The sequence below is a fragment of the Acinetobacter sp. Colony158 genome, from assembly GCF_019264745.1.
Taxonomy (GTDB): Bacteria; Pseudomonadota; Gammaproteobacteria; order Pseudomonadales; family Moraxellaceae; genus Acinetobacter; species Acinetobacter ursingii.
This window is the reverse complement of the sequence record NZ_CP078523.1, coordinates 418213-435889: the sequence shown is the minus strand read 5'-3', so window position 1 is coordinate 435889 and position 17677 is coordinate 418213. Positions and strand designations below refer to the sequence as shown.

Below are 17677 nucleotides of genomic sequence, written 5' to 3'. Positions count from 1 at the left end.
GGAAGACATCATGGGCGCGATTACCCCTAAAGAAGATTATTCAAATATCCAAAACCTCACTTTCGATGCTGTTATCGTTGGTGGTGGTGGTTCAGGTATGCGTGCTGCTTATCAGCTTGCTCAAGCTGGTTTAAAAGTTGCCGTACTGACTAAAGTATTCCCAACACGTTCTCACACCGTTGCTGCTCAGGGTGGTATTGGTGCATCGTTAGGTAATATGCAGGAAGATAACTGGCATTTCCATTTTTACGACACAGTAAAAGGTTCTGACTGGTTGGGTGACCAAGACGCGATTGAATTTATGACGCGTGAAGCACCAAAAGTGGTCTATGAATTGGAACACTTGGGTATGCCATTTGACCGTAACGCCGATGGTACAATTTACCAGCGTCCGTTTGGTGGTCACTCTGCAAACTATGGTGACAAGCCAGTTCCACGTGCTTGTGCTGCTGCTGACCGTACGGGTCATGCACTATTACATACGCTTTATCAAAGCAATGTCAAAATGGGAACTCAATTCTTCGTAGAATGGATCGCTCTTGATCTGATTCGTAATGAAGAAGGCGATGTACTGGGTGTGACTGCTTATGATCAGGAAACTGGTAATGTTGCAGTATTCCAAGCCAAAGCGACATTGTTTGCGACTGGCGGTGCAGGTCGTGTTTATCGTGCTTCAACCAATGCTTACATCAACACAGGTGATGGCTTGGGTATGGCGGCACGTGCGGGTATTCCATTACAAGATATGGAATTCTGGCAATTCCACCCTACTGGTGTAGCAGGTGCGGGCGTACTATTAACTGAAGGTTGTCGTGGTGAAGGTGCTATCCTTCGTAATAAAGACGGCGAACCGTTCATGGAACGCTATGCGCCGACCTTGAAAGATTTGGCTCCACGTGACTTCGTTTCACGCTCTATGGACCAAGAGATCAAAGAAGGTCGTGGTTGTGGCCCTAAAGCGGATTATATCTTACTCGATATGACGCATTTGGGTGTGGATACCATCATGAAGCGTTTACCATCTGTATTTGAGATTGGTAAAAAATTCGCAAACGTGGATATCACCAAAGAGCCGATTCCAGTTGTACCAACGATCCATTATCAAATGGGCGGTATTCCGACCAATATTCATGGTCAGGTTGTGGTTCCTGTTGCAACAGAAAATCTGCATTTGGAAACCAACTATAATAACGACACTAAAGAATATACTTTTGAGACGAACTGTCCAGATTTCGTAAAACCTGTAAAAGGCTTTTATGCTATTGGTGAATGTTCTTGTGTATCGGTACATGGTGCAAACCGTTTAGGTACCAACTCATTGCTTGACCTTGTGGTATTTGGTAAAGCTGCGGGTGAACATATCATTGATTATGTGACTAAACATCACGGTGATGATTACTCACCACTTCCTACCAATGTGCTGGAAAATACGCTGAAACGTATCCGTCATTTAGATGACTCAACTTCTGGTGAAAACGCACAAGAAGTTGCCGATGAGATTCGTGAAATTGTTCAAAACCATGCAGCAGTATTCCGTACTCAAGAGTTACTGGATGAAGGTGTAAAACAAATTCTTGCGATTGCTCCACGTGTTCGTAATATTCACTTGAAAGACAAATCTAAAGTATTTAACACTGCTCGTGTTGAAGCTTTGGAAGTTGAAAACTTGTATGAAGTTGCGAAAGCAACCTTGATTTCGGCTGCTGCACGTAAAGAGTGTCGTGGTGCGCATACGGTTGTAGACTATGAGTTACCACCTGATCATCCAAACTACCCATATGGTCGTCGTGATGATGAGTGGATGAAGCATACACTTTGGTATTCGGCAGATAACCGTCTTGAGTATAAACCAGTGCGCTATAGCCCGCTGACTGTTGACGCGATTCCACCTGCACCACGTACATTCTAATCAGGAGAATAAAAGATGAGTAGAGGTACTCGTACATTCGAAATCTACCGCTATGATCCTGATAAGGATAAAGCGCCGTACATGCAAACTTATAAGCTTGAGCTGACTGATAAGCATCGTATGTTGCTTGATGCTTTGCTTGCACTCAAAGTGCAGGATGAAACATTGACTTTCCGTCGTTCTTGTCGTGAAGGGATTTGTGGTTCTGATGGTGTCAATATCAACGGTAAAAATGGTTTGGCTTGTTTGTGGAACTTGAACGATTTACCAGAAAAAATCGTGATTCGTCCATTACCGGGTTTGCCAGTGATTAAAGATTTGGTGGTTGATATGAACCAATTCTATGATCAATATGACAAAATTCAGCCGTTCTTGATTAATAATCAGCCTGCGCCACCCAAAGAGCGTTTACAGTCTCCTGAAGAGCGTGAACATTTGGATGGTTTGTATGAATGTATTCTTTGTGCATGCTGTTCAACATCATGTCCATCGTTCTGGTGGAACCCAGATAAATTCTTGGGGCCATCTGCATTGCTAAATGCTTACCGTTTCATTATCGACTCGCGTGACACAGCAACTCAAGATCGTTTGGCTCGTCTTGACGATCCGTTCAGTTTGTTCCGTTGTAAAGGGATTATGAACTGTGTATCTGTTTGTCCTAAAGGGTTGAACCCAACCAAGGCGATTGGTCACATCCGTAATATGTTGCTTGATCAAGCGGGTTAATTCGTTTGATGTGGTAAAAAAGCGTACATGCATCATGTGCGCTTTTTTTTATTTAGAAAGTTTTGATTGCTGTTGTAGGTTTTGAATCTTAATCGACATTTGCTGCTGCTCGTTTTTTCTTGAAAATAGTCCGTACCGTGCCTATGTAAACAGGGGAGATTAAGGCCATAAATGCTGAGGCAAAGTAGGCTGTTTTTAGTTTATCGATTGAGATTGGTTAAAATATTAACAGCTAAGATTTATCTTATAAAAAATGAATCGACTTTAGTCTAAAGGGTTGTATTTTTGAATAGAAGGCACCATATATTAGTTGAGAAATTGGCCTGTGTATTTCGCTGATTTATAGATGGTATGTGTCAAAAAAATCAATTGAATGTTGAGAACATGATACGATTTGACACAAATCTTTATATGAAAAAAGAGCATAATAATAGCAGTGCTCTTGCAGGCACGATCTGAGTATTGTGCTTAATTTTTATGTAAAAAAGTCATTTTAGAAAAGCTAAATCATGATTTATTTTTTCCAAGATGATTTGCAAAAATTGCTCGGCTTTGTCGAGTATAAACTTGAGTGATGATGCCAAAAAGGGCGTTATGATTCATTGATTACATTGGGTTAAATCTAATGTAGTAATAACGTACCGACTGGACAAAGTGCCAATTGGGTGTTTAATGCCATTTTACAATTTTGGTGTTATCAATCATGGGTGTGCTTAAAAGGCAACCCGTAATGTTTTTGCAATAGGAAATGGGTCCACAAATGCAAGAAGTTGCTGACGCATTGCGTCTTGACACTGAACTTTCCGCTGATAGTGCAGCGTATATTGAAGAGCTTTACGAGCAGTACCTATCCTCCCCAACCTCCGTCGATGAGGATTGGCGCCAGTATTTCGATAAATTCCCTAAAGGTGACCAACCTCATGGTTCAGTGCGTGAGCAGTTCCTTTTACTTGGTCGTAATTCCAGTCGCGTTCAACCAGTGGTTCAAAGTACAGTAAGTACTGAACATGAACGTCGTCAAATTGGTGTGTTACAACTGATTGCTGCGTATCGTAACCGTGGTCACCAAAAAGCTAAACTAGATCCACTTGGTCTTGCAAAACGCGAAGACGTGCCAGACCTTGACTTGGCTGCCCATGGTTTAACCAAATCTGATCTTGATACCGTGTTTAATACGGGTAACTTGGCGATTGGTAAGACAGAAGCCACGTTGGGCGAAATGGTTAATGCCATGGAAGCTGCTTACTGTGGTTCTATTGGTGCAGAATATATGCACATTGTGGATACCAAAGAAAAGCGCTGGATTCAACAACGCCTTGAAGGGGCGCGTGGTCAGTTTAATTTTAACAAAGACCAGAAAAAAGGCTTTTTAGAACGCTTAACTGCTGCGGAAGGTCTGGAAAAATATCTCGGCAATAAATACGTGGGTGCAAAACGTTTTGGTTTGGAAGGTGGTGAATCTTTCATTCCTATGATGAACGAAATCATCCAGCGTGCAGGTTCAGTCAGTTGTAAAGAAGTTGTGATTGGTATGCCACACCGTGGCCGTCTCAATCTACTAGTGAATATCTTGGGTAAAAACCCAGCTGAACTTTTTGGTGAGTTTGAAGGTAAAGCGCTGCATAAAAAAGGCTCAGGTGACGTGAAGTATCACCAAGGTTTTTCATCAAATGTCATGACACCGGGTGGTGAAGTGCATTTGGCTTTGGCATTTAACCCGTCTCATTTGGAAATTGTTGGACCTGTGGTTGAAGGTTCAGTTCGCGCACGTCAAGTTCGTCGCCGTGACATCGGTGGTGATGATGTACTTCCGATCATTGTTCATGGTGATGCTGCGTTTGCAGGTCAGGGTGTGAATCAGGAAACTTTCCAGATGTCACAAACCCGTGGTTATACAGTGGGTGGTACAGTTCATATCATCATCAATAACCAAGTCGGTTTCACCACTTCTGATCCACGTGATGCACGTTCTACTGAATACTGTACTGATGTGGCGAAAATGGTTCAATCTCCAATTTTCCATGTCAATGGTGATGATCCTGAAGCAGTTGCATTTATTGCACAGTTGGCACATGACTTCCGTCATACTTTCCGTAAAGATGTTGTGATTGATCTATTCTGTTATCGTCGTCGTGGTCACAACGAAGCAGATGAGCCATCTGCAACTCAGCCATTGATGTATCAAGTCATTAATAAGAAAGCAACAACACGTACTTTGTATGCGGATCAGTTAGTTCAGGAAAAAATTCTTGATCGTGCTGAAGCAGACAAAATGGTTGAAGATTATCGTTCAGATCTTGAAGCAGGTAATCATGTTGCCAATGCATTGGTACTCGAGCCGAACACTAAAATGTTTGTGGACTGGAAACCTTACTTAGGTCATGACTATACCGATGTTTGGGATACCACATTCGATATCAATCGTTTGAAAGAATTAGGCGAAGGCATGCGTAAATTGCCTGAAGGCTTTGTGATGCAGCGTCAAGTGTCTAAAGTGATTGATGACCGTTTGAAAATGCAAACAGGTGAAATGCCACTGAACTGGGGTGCAGCTGAAACTTTAGCTTATGCAACGCTGGTAGATGAAGGTTATTTGGTTCGTATTACAGGTGAAGACGTTGGCCGTGGTACGTTCTCGCATCGTCATGCCAAATTACATAATCAGGCAGATGGTTCGACATATATTCCATTATGTCATGTCAAAGAAAATCAGCCACGTTTTGCCATTTATGATTCACTTCTTTCAGAAGAAGCGGTTCTTGCATTTGAATATGGTTATGCAACCACCATTCCACATGGTTTGATCATTTGGGAAGCGCAATTTGGTGACTTTGCKAACTGTGCGCAGGTCGTGATTGACCAGTTTATCGCATCTGGTGAAACCAAATGGGAACGTGTGTGTGGTTTAACCATGCTACTTCCRCAYGGWTWTGAAGGTCARGGTCCTGAACATTCTTCTGCACGTYTRGAGCGTTTCTTGCAGTTGTGCGCTGAAGAAAATATGCAGGTATTAACCCCTACAACACCAGCACAAATTTTCCATGCATTACGTCGTCAGGCTGTTCGTCCAATTCGTAAGCCAATGATCGTCATGTCACCAAAATCATTACTTCGTCATAAATTGGCAACTTCAACTTTAGATGAGCTCGCTACTGGTACATTCCAGACCGTAATTGATGAAGTCGATCAAGTGAATAAATCTGACGTTACCCGCATCGTGTTATGTGGTGGTAAAGTTTATTACGACTTGCTTGAAAAACGTCGTGAAGCAGAATTGAACAATGTTGCAATTGTACGTATTGAACAATTGTATCCATATCCAGAACAACGTTTGGCGGAAATTCTGGCAGCATATCCAAACGTGAAAGAGTTGGTTTGGTGTCAAGAAGAGCCGAAGAACCAAGGCGCATGGTTATTCATCGCACCTCGTTTATATGATGATGTATTAAAATCTGGTAAACAAATCCGTATTAGCTACGCAGGTCGTGAAGCTTCTGCTGCACCGGCTTGTGGTTCAGCTTACTTGCATGCAAAACAACAGGCTCAGCTCATCAATGATGCACTTGCAATTCAGGCTGACCAATCAGGAGAGACTAAATAATGGCAACCGAAATCAAAGCACCGGTATTCCCAGAGTCAGTTGCGGACGGGACAATTGCGACATGGCATAAAAAAGTAGGGGAAGCGGTATCACGTGACGAAGTGATCTGTGATATTGAAACTGACAAAGTTGTCTTAGAAGTTGTTGCTCCTGCCGATGGTCAAATTACTTCGATTGTTAAAAATGAAGGCGACACAGTTCTTTCTGATGAAGTGATTGCTCAGTTTGAAGAAGGTGCAGTTTCAGGTGCATCTTCGACTCAAGCAGTTCAAAGCGAAGAGAAAGTAGAACAAGCTGCGGCTAAAACTGAAGCAGGTGCGGCGCCAGTGGTTGAGCGTTCACAACCTGTTGCAGATCAAGCTCCAGCAGTTCGTAAGGCGTTGACTGAATCAGGTGTAAATCCTGCGGATGTACAAGGTACAGGTCGTGGCGGTCGTATCACTAAAGAAGATGTAGCGAATCATCAAACTAAACCTGCTGCACAACCATTAAGCGTTGCGGTTGGTGAGCGTATTGAGAAACGTGTTCCAATGACGCGTCTTCGTAAGCGTGTGGCTGAGCGTTTATTGTCTGCAACTCAAGAAACTGCGATGTTAACAACGTTTAACGAAGTCAACATGAAACCAGTGATGGACATGCGTAAGCAATATAAAGACGCATTTGAAAAACGTCATGGTGCACGTCTTGGCTTTATGTCATTCTTCGTAAAAGCAGCAACTGAAGCGCTTAAACGTTATCCAGCAGTCAATGCATCAATTGATGGCGATGATATTATTTATCACGGTTACTACGATATCGGTGTTGCCGTTTCTTCTGATCGTGGTCTTGTGGTGCCAGTGTTACGTGATACTGACCGTATGAACTATGCAGAAGTTGAAAATGGCATTGGTGCTTTTGCTGCAAAAGCACGTGATGGCAAACTATCGATTGAAGATATGACAGGTGGTACGTTCACGATTACCAATGGTGGTACTTTCGGTTCATTACTGTCTACGCCAATTATCAACCCGCCACAAACTGCAATTTTGGGTATGCACAAGATCCAAGAACGTCCAATGGCAGTGAATGGTCAAGTTCAAATCCTGCCAATGATGTATCTTGCTTTGTCTTATGACCACCGTTTAATCGATGGTAAAGAAGCAGTTGGTTTCTTGGTAACGATCAAAGAATTGTTGGAAGAACCAGCAAAACTTATTCTTGACCTTTAATTTCTTGCGAATCATAAAACTCAGATAGAGTGATCCTCTATCTGGGACTTGGAGATAACAATGTCTCAACAGTTTGATCTTGTTGTAATTGGTGGTGGCCCGGGTGGCTATGAAGCAGCAATTCGTGCTGCGCAACTTGGTTTTAAAGTTGCTTGTATTGAAAAACGTATTCATAAAGGTAAGCCTTCTTTGGGCGGTACTTGCTTAAACGTAGGTTGTATTCCGTCTAAAGCATTACTTGATTCTTCTCATCATTATGAAGATACATTGCATCATTTGGGTGATCACGGGATCACCACAGGTGAAGTGAATATCGACATCGCGAAAATGCTAACTCGTAAAGACAAAGTTGTTGATAACTTGACTGGTGGTGTTGCTCAATTACTGAAAGGTAATGGCATCGAGTGGTTACAAGGTTCTGGTAAGTTACTTGCAGGTAAAAAAGTTGAGTTCACACCATTTGAAGGTGAAGCTCAAATTTTAGAACCAAAATATGTCATTCTTGCATCTGGTTCTGTGCCTGTGAATATTCCAGTGGCACCTGTTGATGAAGACTTGATTGTTGACTCAACGGGCGCGCTTGAATTTGCAGAAGTTCCTAAACGTCTGGGTGTGATTGGTGCAGGTGTTATTGGTCTTGAGCTAGGTTCAGTATGGCGTCGTTTAGGTTCAGAAGTTGTCGTGTTTGAAGCACTGGATAGTTTCTTGCCAATGGCCGACAAAGCGCTGTCTAAAGAATTCCAAAAAATTCTGACTAAACAAGGTCTGGACATTCGCATTGGTGCCAAAGTGTCTGGTACTGAAGTGAATGGTCGTGAAGTGACTGTTAAATACTCACAAGGTGGCGAAGACAAACAACAAGCGTTTGATAAATTAATCGTTTGTGTGGGTCGTAAGCCGTATGCTGAAGGTTTATTGGCAGAAGATTCTGGCATTAAACTGACTGATCGTGGTTTTGTTGAAGTGAATGATCAATGCTTAACATCTGTTGAAGGTGTTTATGCGATTGGTGACTTGGTTCGCGGTCCAATGCTTGCGCATAAAGCAATGGAAGAAGGCGTCATGGCTGTGGAGCGTATTCATGGTCATGCAGCACAAGTGAACTATGACACGATTATTAGCGTAATCTACACGCATCCAGAAGCCGCATGGGTTGGTTTAACTGAAGAAGCCGCTAAAGAAAAAGGCCATGAAGTTAAAACAGGTCAGTTCCCATTTGCAGTCAATGGTCGTGCTTTAGCAGCTGGCGAAGCTTCTGGTTTTGTCAAGTTTGTTGCTGATGCAAAAACAGATCGTTTACTGGGTATGCATGTTATTGGCCCAAGTGCTTCTGATATTGTTCACCAAGGGATGATTGCACTTGAGTTTGTATCTTCTGTTGAAGATCTTCAGTTAATGACTTTTGGTCATCCAACATATTCTGAAGTGGTGCATGAAGCTGCACTTGCAGTCGATGGGCGTGCCATTCACGCGATTCAACGTAAACGTAAGTAATTTTTAAAAGAGCGGTTAGTCCGCTCTTTTCGCATTATTCACAGTCATGATCGCTGTGAATAAGAAAAAGAACATAACAATCAATATTACTGTGAAGGATGTTTAATTATTGGTTGTTATTAATAAGGGCAGAAGTAAAATAGGTAAATAAATGAACTTACATGAGTATCAAGCAAAAGCGTTATTGAAAAAATACGGAGTACCAGTCCAGGAAGGGATTCTTGCAACAAACGCTGCGGAAGCAGTCGCTGCATTTGAACAGCTTGGCGGTAAATTTGCCGTGATTAAAGCGCAAGTGCATGCTGGTGGTCGTGGTAAAGCAGGCGGCGTAAAAGTCGTTAAGTCAAAAGAAGAAGCGGCTGAAGTCGCAAATGAATTGATTGGCAAAAATCTAGTCACTTATCAGACAGATGCAAATGGCCAACCAGTAAATAGCGTATTGGTTTGTGAAGATGTCTACCCTGTTGAACGAGAGTTATACTTGGGTGCGGTTGTAGACCGTTCTACTCGACGTGTAACGTTCATGTCTTCAACTGAAGGCGGTGTAGAAATCGAGAAAGTTGCTGAAGAAACGCCAGAAAAAATCATTAAAACAACGGTTGATCCTCTTGTTGGATTACAACCATTTCAAGCGCGTGAAGTTGCGTTTGCCTTAGGTCTAAAAGATAAACAAGTTAATCAATTTGTAAAATTAATGACAGGTGCTTATCAAGCATTTGTTGAAAATGATTTTGCATTATTTGAAATCAATCCACTTTCTGTGCGTGAAAATGGTGATATTTTGGCGGTTGATGCCAAAATTGGTATTGATTCAAACGCATTATACCGTCTGCCTGAAATCGCGGCATCTCGTGATAAGTCACAAGAAAATGAGCGTGAACTCAAAGCTTCTGAGTTTGAACTAAACTATGTTGCGCTTGAAGGTAACATTGGTTGTATGGTCAATGGTGCTGGTCTTGCGATGGCAACTATGGACATCATCAAATTATATGGTGGTCAACCTGCAAACTTCCTAGATGTAGGTGGTGGTGCAACCAAAGAACGCGTAATCGAAGCATTTAAATTGATTCTTGCGGATACTTCTGTGCAAGGTGTTTTAATTAACATCTTCGGTGGTATTGTACGTTGTGACATGATTGCTGAAGCAATTATTGCAGCCGTTCAAGAGGTCAATGTAACAGTTCCAGTGGTTGTTCGTTTAGAAGGGAACAATGCTGAACTCGGTGCAAAAATCCTTGATGAATCTGGTTTGAAATTAACTTCTGCTAACGGTTTATCTGATGCGGCAGAAAAAATTGTTGCTGCGGTAAAAGGTTAAGGGAGTATCAATCATGAGCGTATTAATTAATAAAGACACTAAAGTATTGGTACAAGGTTTTACAGGTAAAAACGGTACTTTCCATTCGGCTCAGGCGCTTGAGTACGGCACAAAAGTGGTCGGTGGTGTAACTCCGGGTAAAGGTGGTACAACTCATCTTGATCTCCCTGTTTTCAACACCATGAAAGATGCAGTACGTGAAACAGGCGCAGATGCTTCTGTTATCTATGTGCCAGCACCTTTCGTTTTAGATTCCATCGTTGAAGCAGTTGATTCTGGTGTTGGTCTGATCGTAGTGATCACTGAAGGTGTTCCAACTCTAGATATGTTGAAAGCAAAACGTTACCTTGAAACCAATGGTAATGGTACTCGTTTGGTTGGCCCTAACTGTCCAGGTGTGATTACACCGGGTGAATGTAAAATCGGGATTATGCCTGGTCATATTCATCAGCCAGGTCGTATCGGCATCATCTCGCGTTCTGGTACTTTGACCTATGAAGCCGTTGCTCAAACCACGAAGCTTGGCTTAGGTCAGTCGACTTGTATCGGTATTGGGGGTGATCCAATTCCAGGGATGAACCAGATTGATGCACTTAAATTGTTCCAAGACGATCCAGATACTGATGCAATCATCATGATTGGTGAGATTGGTGGTACAGCCGAAGAAGAAGCTGCTGAATATATCCAGTCAAATGTAACCAAGCCTGTTGTTGGCTATATCGCAGGTGTAACCGCGCCTAAAGGTAAGCGTATGGGTCATGCTGGTGCAATTATTTCTGGTGGTAAAGGTACTGCTGAAGAGAAATTTGCAGCATTTGAAAAAGCAGGCATGGCGTATACTCGTAGTCCTGCTGAACTTGGTTCGACTATGTTACAAGTGTTGAAAGAGAAAGGTTTAGCTTAAGCTTAGCCTAAATTTTAAATACCCAAAAACCTCTTGAGTCATCAGGAGGTTTTTTATTATTAAGTTAATTTAAAATTAAAATAAGATTATCGGGGTGGTTAACATAAAAGAACATAAATAACGAGGTAAAAAACCACAATAACTCCTAAAAAAACATATTATGTGACGAATATCACATATTTTTGTTTGGTAGGTTTAAAAGCTGTTCTCATGAGAAAAAAATAAGTTTCCGTTATATCGGGATCATAAGTTTATATTCAATAACCACGATCAGTTTTGCCATAACGCCTCAGGATCAACAACGTGAAGCGATTATTGCCGAAATTAAACAAGGCAAACTTGAGACGGGTATTGCAAAGTTAGAAAGCTTAAGAGCACGTTATCCTAATGATCAAAGGATTCTGGCAGATGACATCATTGTCCTTTATCAAAATAATGCTTTTGGGTTGGAACAGATCAGCTTAGTTAAAAATTTGAATTTACAAACTTATCCTGAGTATGGGCAGTTAGTCTTGATCAGAGCTTTACGTGATTTAAAGCAACTTGATCTTGCACAATATTATGCACAACAATTTAATCAACGACATTTTTCTAATGACATACAGCTGTTATTGGGAATTATCCAAGCTGAATCGAAAAAAAATGCGCAAGCACAGGCTAGTTTAAAATCGATCGATTCGAAGTCTTTAAGTGCAGAACAGCTTGCTCAGTTAGCTTATGCGTATCGTTTATTGAATATGCCTGTAGAGGCGTTACAGGCGGCAAATTTAGCTATAGCAGCTCCTCAACCTAGTCGTAATATTCAAGAACAGTATATATACGCCCTAATACTAAATAGTGATTTTCGTAGTGCTGAACAATATATTCAGCAACATCAGCTTGAACAAAAAATTCCTAATATTCGTTATACGGTCAAAACACAAGAGTTTTCCCAGAAAATTAAAAACGCAATTCAATATTATAAGGTGAAGAATTATCAAGGGGAGGTCACTGAGTCATATCTTATATTGGATCAGGTACTTGCTCAAATGCAAGCTTATGAATCAGAGTTACCTAATGATCCGACATTGCGGCGTTTATTTTATTACGATTATATTTATGCGCTTAATTTTCGTGATCGCTACCACGAAGCTATTCAAACCCTCATTAAACTGGATCAACCCTATGAGCAGATGCCACCTTATGTGCGTCAGGCGGCTGCCGATTCATTTTTAAAAGTCAGGCAGCCTGCGCAGGCAGAGTATCTATATAAAAGTTTATTAAAAGAAAAAAATTATCCTGATTATAGTGTCTATTCGGGTTTGTATTATGCCCTGATTGAGCAGGAAAAATTTGATGAAGCCAATAAACTGATACAGGAGATGGATCATCTTTTGCCGACATTTCGTTATAGTGCAGCAAAAGGGGTGGATAAAACTACCCACGAAGATCGTGCTGAGTATTTAGCTCTAAAAGGTTTAAATTATGCCTATCGAAATGAACAAGCCAAAGCAGAGCGCTATTTTCAAGATTTAGTCGCAAAGGCACCCAATAATATCGGTTATCAAAACAATTTAGCAACGGTACAGCGTTGGCGTGAAAAACCACTGACCTCATCTGCGACCTTGTCTCAATTTAATGGGATAGAGCCTGTTTCCATCAGCACTTTGGTTAATCAAATGCAAAATAGTCAGGCGCTCAGCCGTGTAGCTGACTGGCGTGAACAAAATCAATTATTAACTCTGACTGCGCCAGACGATACTGGCGTACAACAAAGTAAAAAGGAACTCGAAGATCGTAATCATGCTTCAATTCAACATCAAAGTACATTTTCCAGAAGCCGTGCTGATCAACCCGAAGTTTTACAAAATTTAACGGGTTCGTCTGAGAGAGAACATCAAACACGGATCAATTCGCCGTGGTTTGCCGATGATTATCGCGCCTATGTTGATCTTGTACAGCGTAAAGCAGAATTTAAAGGCGAAGACTTAACAGATGAACGCTATGGTGTGGGGTTGGAGTGGGCAAATAATCGACGCTGGGCAAATCTACAATTAAGCCAGCGTTCACATTCCAATGATGTCGGGATTCAACTCGATTGGTCACACTGGCTTAATGATCATTGGCAATATGCTTTGGGTTTTGACAGTCAAGCAGATATTCCGCTACAGGCGCTTAAACAGGGCGATGATGGTAAAGCCTATAAGGCTAAGTTGCTCTGGCAAGCCAATGAATCTAGAAAGGCGGGTCTGGCTTATCAATTTACCGATATTGATGATGGCAATCATCGACATGAAATTGTGGGCTATTTTAGTCAGCAAATTTATCAAGCACCGCATCATATTACCCGAATGACGTTGAGAAATGAATACGATAAAAATTCAGATGTTCAGGTGAATTATTTTAATCCACGTTATAGCAATAGTGCAGAAGTGATTTTAACTCATGACTGGATGACTTGGCGCAATTACGAACGTCATTTTAGCCAGCATTTTGAAGTGGGTACTGGCGCATTTTCACAAGCGGATTATTCAACCAAAGCTTTATTTAATGTTTTGTATCGACACGATTGGCAGTTATCCAGAACATGGTCGATGAATTATGGCATCGGTTGGTCAAATCATCCTTACGATGAAGAAAATGAACATAAAACATATGCCCAATTCGGTTTTGAAGGACGATTCTGATGTTCAAAAAATTAAAAATAATGATGGTTTTGCTATTACTGAGTCCTTCGGTGGGTCTATATGCACAAGAGATCAAAGAGGATGCTGAGCTGCATACACAAGGTCAGTTTGTCACCTTGACCTTTCATGATGTACGTGATGATGTTGCTGTGAATGGCGATCGAGATAGTTATGCAATTAGTAGTAAAAATTTAGCTCAATTTTTGGCATGGCTGAAACAATCTGACTGGACGGTAATTCGGCTTGAAGATGTCTGGCAGGCACGTGAACACAACGTCGCCTTACCTGACAAAGCCGTGCTGTTGACATTTGATGATGGTGCATTGAGTAGTTATAGCCGTGTTTATCCTCTACTTAAACAGTATCAGATCCCCGCTGTTTTTGCGATCGTGACAAGCTGGATAAATGGCAATAATCACGATGCATATGAGGCTTATGGTCAAGGCAATTTGATGAATTGGCAACAGATGCGTGAGATGGAAAACTCACATTTAGTCGAGTTTGTTTCACATTCAGACAACTTACATAAAGGGATTTTGGCAAATCCACAACAAAATATGGAACCCGCTGCAATCACCCGCCAATATTTACCTGCACAACAAAGCTATGAAACGGATGAAGTGTATCACCAGAGAATATTAAATGATTTAAAAAAATCAAAGACTATTTTAGATCAAAAATTGGGCATTAAGACCAAAGCAATCTTTTGGCCGTATGGCGCAGTGACTAGAGAAACCGAACAGTTGGCTAAACAAGCAGGCTTACCGCTTTCCTTTAGTTTAGGAGATGTTTCGGTTCATGAAAGTTCGATACAGACGTATCAGCGTGCAATTGCGATGGGAAATCCAGTACCTGAAGAATTACATGCACAAATGCTTAGATTTCTTGAAGATATTCGACGACCTTCTAAAAATAGAAGAAGTCTCATTGCCATCGATCCAACTGATTTTGTGAATGCTGATGGTACTTTAGATGATAAAAAATTGGGTCAAATGCTAGAGCAGTTGGCAAGTTTAAAGACCAACGCGATCATCTTTAAAGTCGTTGTCGATCAGGATCAGGATGGAAAAATAGATGGTGCATTTTTTCCAACGCAGTTATTACCCCATCATCAGGATGTACTTAACCGAATGATCTGGCAAGCGAGGACAAGGATTGGGCAACAGGCTTTTGTAGAATTACCGCTTGATTTAGAAACAAAACAACAGATTCCGCTTGCAAGTTTGACTGAGGACTTATTCAAGAACAATAGTTCATTGGACGGTCTGATTCTCAATGTACAAAACCATCTGGATTGTGCGTTGCAAACTCAATCTTGGAATCAACAATGCCAGCAAAATATTCAACAGATTTTCAAAATCAAAGAGCAAGTGAAAGCCAAAGCCAATGGTCTGATCAATATCAGCACCAATTTTCGTACCGTGCTTAAAGTAAAACCTGAGATTTCACAATTTAATGGATTAAAGCCATTACTTGAACAAGGTCTAATGTATAGCGATTTGATTTATGTTGAGCTTGATCCATTGCATGCCCCGAATACATTTAAGGCTTTTGTGAAAGCCAGTCAACCATTAAGCAGCCTAGAAAAGCAACGCTTAATGGTTGGCTTTGATATTTCGCCACAACAGACAAAAGATTGGACGGTTTATAAAAAAGCCTATCAACAGCTTAAGAGCTTAGGGATACAAAAACTGGGTGTTGAAGATTATCAATTGAATCAGGGGCAGGCAATTCAGAAAAATTTATATGTTGATTTAAGCTTGAATGATTCTGCATTGAATTATAAAGATCCCTATATTCTTGATTCTAAAGCGGAGCACAAATAATGTTTGAATTGAGTCAGCTCCGTATCAGTGATGTTGTGTTTGGTTTTGCCTTTTTATATCCGTTATTTATGGCTTGGGCGTGGATTGCAGGGGGGCTATGGTTTTATTTTAAACGTGAATTTAATCAGCCAGATCATCCGAGCCCAAGTCAGGAAGGCTGTAGTATTCTTATTCCTTGTTTTAATGAGGAAAAGCAAGTTCGACAAACCATTCGATACGCCCTACAAAGTCAGTATCCAACTTTCGAAGTGATTGCGATTAATGACGGTAGTTCTGATCGCACGGGTGAAATATTAAATGAACTGGAAAAACAGCATCCGCAATTACGTGTTGTGCATCTGGCAGAAAATCAGGGTAAAGCGCATGCTTTAAGAGCAGGCGCGATGGTGAGTCAGTATGAATATCTGGTGTGTATCGATGGAGATGCTTTGCTACATCCTTATACTGTACTCTGGATGATGCATCATTTAACGACTTATCCACGGGTCGGTGCCGTGACAGGCAATCCACGAATTATTAATCGTTCTAGCGTTTTAGCTAAAATACAAGTCGGTGAGTTTTCTTCTATTATTGGGCTGATCAAACGAGCGCAGCGAACTTACGGCCGTTTATTCACGGTGTCGGGTGCCATTGTGGGATTTCGTAAAATGGCTCTGGATCGCATCGGTTATTGGCGCGACGACATGATCACTGAAGATATTGATGTTTCTTGGCGTTTACAGTTCGATCATTGGGACTTACATTATGTCCCGCAGGCACTCTGTTATATCTATATGCCTGAAACTTTTAAGGGACTATGGAAGCAGCGTCTACGCTGGGCACAAGGGGGGATTGAAGTTATTTTTGCTTATGTGCCTAAAATATTCAAATGGCGACTACGCCGTATGTGGCCGATTGCGTTTGAGGCACTAATCAGCGTCGTTTGGGCATATGTGATGTTTAGTATTTTTGTATTGTATTTCTACGGTTTATTTTTTAGCTTACCCGGAGAATGGGCGATTCAGTCTCTTTGGCCACAATGGTATGGCGTAATTTTAGGATTAACCTGTTTAATCCAGTTTTTAGTAAGTTTGTTGATTGATCGTCAGTATGATCGTCGACATTTTCGCAATTATTTTTGGGTGATCTGGTATCCACTTTTTTTCTGGATACTGGCCATGCTATCGACTGTCGTTGCATTACCTAAAACGATTTTTAAAACTCAGAAACGAGCACGTTGGGTGAGTCCAGATCGTGGTTTTGGAGCAGAGAAAGAATATGAAAAATGATCAAATTCATTCGCATAGTCATGTCGATCAGAACCCACTGGATATTCCACAATATATTGATCGACCTGAATATGTGAAAAATAAATGGGCTGGATTTTCACTGCAAATTTTAGGGTGGAGTTTGTGGATGTGGCTGATTATGCCAATTTTTACTGTTTTTCTTTGGTGGTTTGAAGGGCAAAATATTTACAAACAGTTGTTTTTATCATTAAACAACAATGGTCGATATAGCTTGTATATCCTCGCAATCTGTATTGCGATTTTAATTCTAATTTTATTTATCTGGGCATCTTATAATTGGATACGTTTTTATAATGTTCAAAGACGTACTGCACCAGAACCCGCAACAGAAGCTCAGATTGCGCAAAGTTTCAATTTAAATATACGTGATATTCATGCGATGAAAAGTTCCAAGAATATGATTCTACATTTTGATGAACACGGAAATCTAATTAAATATGACACAGATTTATAAAATACTTAAATACTTCTAATTTCAAAAGGTATTCTATTCGCTTGAATGCCTTTTGAAACTTATTTTTTCATAGTTAACGATTGAAATTCAATAGAATAAACTTCTTTCATAAGACCTTTTTTATTTCTTCCTATGATAGGAAAATAAAGAGGGTTCAAACAATGATGAAAGAGGTCTAATAATTAAATCAAGAGCTGAATCTTTTTAATATATAGATGTGATTCAGTTAAACTTAGCATGTTTTCATTAATTGAAAATTTAAGATAAATAAATTGTGATTAA

The 17677-nt window shown here is 40.8% G+C and carries 11 protein-coding genes; all 11 read left to right on the top strand.

Going from position 1 to position 17677, the window contains the following annotated elements; genetic code table 11:
• The first annotated feature begins 10 nt into the window (after nt 1–10).
• Nucleotides 11–1909, top strand: a complete 1899-nt coding sequence (locus JR005_RS01425) for an FAD-dependent oxidoreductase (protein WP_004996250.1) — start codon at nt 11–13, stop codon at nt 1907–1909.
• 15 nt (nt 1910–1924) lie between these two features.
• Entirely contained in the window at nt 1925–2635 is a 711-nt protein-coding gene (locus JR005_RS01420; RefSeq protein WP_004990705.1) for a succinate dehydrogenase iron-sulfur subunit, read from the top strand.
• A 760-nt stretch (nt 2636–3395) separates the two neighbouring features.
• A complete protein-coding gene (locus tag JR005_RS01415) occupies nt 3396–6236 on the top strand; it encodes a 2-oxoglutarate dehydrogenase E1 component (protein ID WP_218665456.1) in 2841 nt (946 codons plus the stop codon).
• On the top strand, nt 6236–7444 hold the full coding sequence (gene odhB / locus JR005_RS01410; RefSeq protein ID WP_004996252.1) for a 2-oxoglutarate dehydrogenase complex dihydrolipoyllysine-residue succinyltransferase: 1209 nt from the start codon (nt 6236–6238) through the stop codon (nt 7442–7444). Before JR005_RS01415 ends, odhB begins: the two co-directional genes overlap by 1 nt.
• Before the next feature lie 60 nt (nt 7445–7504).
• A complete protein-coding gene (gene lpdA, locus JR005_RS01405; protein WP_005003013.1) occupies nt 7505–8938 on the top strand; it encodes a dihydrolipoyl dehydrogenase in 1434 nt (477 codons plus the stop codon).
• 151 nt (nt 8939–9089) lie between these two features.
• Nucleotides 9090–10256: an ADP-forming succinate--CoA ligase subunit beta gene (gene sucC / locus JR005_RS01400; protein WP_005003015.1), complete on the top strand. Its 1167-nt coding sequence runs from the start codon at nt 9090–9092 to the stop codon at nt 10254–10256.
• Between the two features lie 13 nt (nt 10257–10269).
• Nucleotides 10270–11160 (top strand): succinate--CoA ligase subunit alpha, encoded by an 891-nt coding sequence (sucD, locus tag JR005_RS01395; RefSeq protein ID WP_004990694.1) that lies wholly within the window; start codon nt 10270–10272, stop codon nt 11158–11160.
• A 182-nt stretch (nt 11161–11342) separates the two neighbouring features.
• A complete protein-coding gene (gene pgaA, locus JR005_RS01390; RefSeq protein WP_218665455.1) occupies nt 11343–13826 on the top strand; it encodes a poly-beta-1,6 N-acetyl-D-glucosamine export porin PgaA in 2484 nt (827 codons plus the stop codon).
• Nucleotides 13826–15652, top strand: coding sequence for a poly-beta-1,6-N-acetyl-D-glucosamine N-deacetylase PgaB (gene pgaB / locus JR005_RS01385; RefSeq protein WP_218665454.1), 1827 nt, complete (start codon nt 13826–13828; stop codon nt 15650–15652). The genes pgaA and pgaB overlap by 1 nt, the downstream gene beginning before the upstream one ends.
• Nucleotides 15652–16920, top strand: coding sequence for a poly-beta-1,6-N-acetyl-D-glucosamine synthase (gene pgaC, locus JR005_RS01380; protein WP_218665453.1), 1269 nt, complete (start codon nt 15652–15654; stop codon nt 16918–16920). The genes pgaB and pgaC overlap by 1 nt, the downstream gene beginning before the upstream one ends.
• Nucleotides 16910–17395 (top strand): poly-beta-1,6-N-acetyl-D-glucosamine biosynthesis protein PgaD, encoded by a 486-nt coding sequence (gene pgaD, locus JR005_RS01375; protein ID WP_218665452.1) that lies wholly within the window; start codon nt 16910–16912, stop codon nt 17393–17395. Before pgaC ends, pgaD begins: the two co-directional genes overlap by 11 nt.
• Nucleotides 17396–17677: the final 282 nt, after the last annotated feature.